The organism is Actinomyces dentalis DSM 19115 (assembly GCF_000429225.1).
Classification (GTDB): domain Bacteria; phylum Actinomycetota; class Actinomycetes; order Actinomycetales; family Actinomycetaceae; genus Actinomyces; species Actinomyces dentalis.
In genome coordinates this window covers 1-3,540 of the sequence record NZ_AUBL01000087.1, presented here as the reverse complement: position 1 = coordinate 3,540, position 3,540 = coordinate 1, and the positions used below count along the sequence as shown (strand labels likewise).

Annotated in this window: 1 protein-coding gene; it reads right to left on the bottom strand. The window is 77.7% G+C overall.

Features of this window, described 5'->3' with window-relative positions; all coding sequences use genetic code 11:
- A partial coding sequence (locus G446_RS21380; protein WP_026410499.1) for a DNA polymerase III subunit gamma and tau occupies nucleotides 1–3,119 on the bottom strand: 3,119 nt, incomplete at its 3' end.
- Between the last annotated feature and the right edge of the window lie 421 nt (nucleotides 3,120–3,540).

The window sequence follows — 3,540 nt, the reverse complement described above, 5'->3', positions numbered from 1 at the left end:
TGGGTCACGGTGATCTCCTCCAGAACGGTGGCGCCCAGGAGCCGCTTGACGACCTCCAGGCCGACGGCGCCGGCCTCCTCGGCGTCCTCGTCGTCCTCACTGGGAAGATCGTCCTCCAAGGACGCGGGCCCCGGGGCCGGCGCGCCGGAGGAGGACGGGGCCTCGCCGCGCGCGGCGGCCCGGGCGGCGGCCATTGCGGCGGCGACGCCGCCTCGGTTCCCGGGGCCGGCCCGATCTCCGCGATCGGTTGCGTCGGCTCCGCCGCCGCGGCCGGTCGTCTCAGTCCGATCGTCGCGGCCGCCGTCGACCCCGTCGCCGCGGCCGGCCCGACCGGGGGCGGCCGCGCGAGCGGGGCCTGCGCCGCGGCCGACGTCGGCGGGCGCCCAGGCATCCCCCGGGCCGTCGGCGTCGCCGGGCTCCTCGGGCAGGGGCACGCCGTCGGAGAAGGTCTGCGCGCCGGGCCCCGGGGGCCGGGACGAGGAGGCCCCGTCGGACGAGTCCGGCAGGGCGCGGAGGCGGTGAACGGTGGCCAGGGAACCGTCCTCCCGGAAGTCGCCCCGCGGCGCGGCGGGCGCGGATGGCGTAGCGGGGACGGCCGGGGCGCCGCGGTCGGCGGGCGGGGACTCCTCCCGGGCGCGCTCGGCGGCGGCCCCGGTCCGGCCGGAGTCGGCGGCCCCGCCCCGCGGCCCTCCCGCGGGCGGGGTCGGGGCGGCCGCGGGGTCCGGCGAGGCGGCCGACGGCGCAGCGGCATCGTCTCGTCGCGGCGGGGCGGGGGGCGCCGCCACGGGGCGAGCGCCCCCGACGCGGCGGGAGCGCCCGATGACGGCGACCTCCCCCCAGCCGTCCGCCTCGGGTGCGGCGGCGGACGGGGCGGACGGCACCGCCGCTGCGGCCGCCGGCGAGGAAGCGTGAACGAGTCCGCCCCGGCCCGGCGGCGCGAGCCCGACCGGTTCGGCGGTCCCCTGCGGCCCGCCCCGGCCCGGCGGCGCCGGGTCGGCCGACGCGGCGGACTCCACCGGGGCCGCGGCGCCTCGGGACGACTGGGGCAACTGGAGCGACTGGGACCGGGATAGTTCGGATGAACGGGGCGCCCGGGACGGCTGCGTGCGCGAAGCGGCCGTCGCCGCCGTCTCGGCGCGCGGCCCGTTCCGGTCGGAACGTCCGGCGGGCCCGCCCCAGCCGCCGCCGGCCCCATCAGGACCGCCGCCGGGACCGCCGCCCCGGCCACCGCCGCGACCGCCGGGGCCTCCGCCGAAACCACCGTCGGGGCCTCCGCTCGGATCGCCGCCGGACAGGATTCCGCGCGCCTGCAGCCGCAGCCCGAGGGCCTGGTGGATCGCCTCGGCCAGGATCGGGCCGTGCCCGCCGTTCTCGAAGGCGCCCACGAGCCCGGGCGAGGAGAAGATGACCTGGAAGACGCCGTCGGCGATGCCGCCCGGCTGCGCGTGCGGGCCCACGAGCGCCCAGGTCGCCCGGCGCGAGCGCTTGGCGGCCTCCAGGACCTCCTCCCAGCGCGTGCGGATCATCTCGGCGTCGGCCGCCGGGCCGGAGGCGGGCGTGCGGGCCCGCGATTCGGCCGCGGCCGTCGATACCGGCGCCGACTCCGCAGCCGGAGGGGCCTCCGCGTGGTGCCGCGTCCCCGTAGTGGCGTCGTACACCGGCTCCGCAGCCGGGGGGGCCTCCGGACCGACGGGTGCCGAGGCCGGCGTCGGCGCACCCGCTCCCCCGCGCCCGCCGGCGTCGGCCGCGCCCTGCGCACCGGCGCCCGCGCCATCGGCGACCCCGGTCCCCGGACCGTCGCCCTTTCCGGCCGCGTCCGCTCCCCCGCGTCCACCGGCGCCCGCACCGTCGGCCGCCCCCGGCGCGCCGGCGCCCGCCCGACGGGCGATCCGAGCAGCCATCGCCCGGCCGTCGCCGTCCTGCGCCCGCGCCTCCGGCGCCGTCGGATGCGGAGAGGGCTGCCGAGCCGGGGACGCGCCCGCCCGCGCCCCCGGCGCCGACGGCCGGGCGGCCCCCGACCGGTCCGGAACGAGCAGACGGGCCATGAGCAGCTCGAGCTGAAGGCGCGGGGACGTCGCCCCCACCATCTGGGTCAGCGCCTGAGCCGTCATATCGGCGAAGCGGGACAGGGCCCCCGAACCGATCGCGCGGGCCTGGACCTCCATGCGCTCCAGCTCGTCGGCGGGCATGGACCCCAGCGCCGGCCCGGCCTCCGCGCCCGCGAGCGCGATGACGAGCAGGTCCCGCAGCCGCTGGAGCAGGTCCTCGACGAAGCGCCGCGGGTCGTGCCCGGAGGAGATGACGCGGTCGATGACGCGGAAGACGCCGGCGCCGTCGGCCGCAGCGATCGCGTCCACGCACTGGTCGAGCATGGTGGTGTCGGTGTAGCCCAGGAGCGCGACGGCGCGGGCGTAGTCGACCTCGCCGTCGACCGCCCCGCCGATGAGCTGGTCCATGACGGACAGGGTGTCGCGCACGGACCCGCCGCCGGCGCGCACCACGAGCGGGAAGACGCCGGGGCCGACGGCGACGTCCTCGGAGCCGCACAGGCGGGCGAGGTAGGCCTCGAGCACGTCGGGCGGGACGAGGCGGAAGGGGTAGTGGTGGGTGCGCGAGCGGATGGTGCCGATGACCTTCTCCGGCTCGGTGGTGGCGAAGATGAATTTCACGTGCGCCGGCGGCTCCTCGACGAGCTTGAGCAGGGCGTTGAAGCCCTGCGGGGTGACCATGTGGGCCTCGTCGAGGATGAAGATCTTGTAGCGGTCGCGGGCGGGGGCGAAGGAGGCGCGCTCGCGCAGGTCGCGGGCGTCGTCGACGCCGTTGTGGGAGGCGGCGTCGATCTCGACGACGTCGAGGCTGCCGGGCCCGCCGGTGGCCAGGTCCCGGCAGCTGGGGCACTCCCCGCAGGGGGTGTCGGTGGGGAAGCGCTCGCAGTTCAGGCAGCGGGCCAGGATGCGGGCGCTGGTGGTCTTGCCGCAGCCGCGCGGGCCGGAGAAGAGGTAGGCGTGGGTGACGCGGTCGCCGCGCAGCGCCGCCATGAGCGGGACCGTCACGTGGTCCTGCCCGATGACGTCCTGGAACGTGTCGGGTCGGTAGCGGCGGTACAGGGCGGTGGTCACAGTCCGACTCTAAACGGAGCCGCCGACGCAATGCGACGCCTCTCCGCCCCTTCTTCTCCTCAGCACCCATCGGAGCGGCCGGGCGGGACCGGGCTCCCGGGCGAGTGGGCGAACTCAAGGCCCGGGCCCGCCCCCGGTACGCCGACGCCGACCCCGACCGAATCAACCCCCGCCTCTGACCGAACCCGCTTACACAGAAACATTGACAGGCTCCCCCGTGGAGCTCCCGCCCGACGACGACTCCCCCGGCCCCCGGCGGCCACCTCGAGTCCGCGGGAGGTTGCGCCGGATCGTCTGCTACGCCTCTTTCCTTCTGCTACGCCCTTTCACCCTTCACTGAGCCTTTCTCACCAGGGTTCGTGTCAGGAATCGTGCCAGAGGGTGATGATGACGAGGGCGGCGGCCATGATCGTGGTGATGG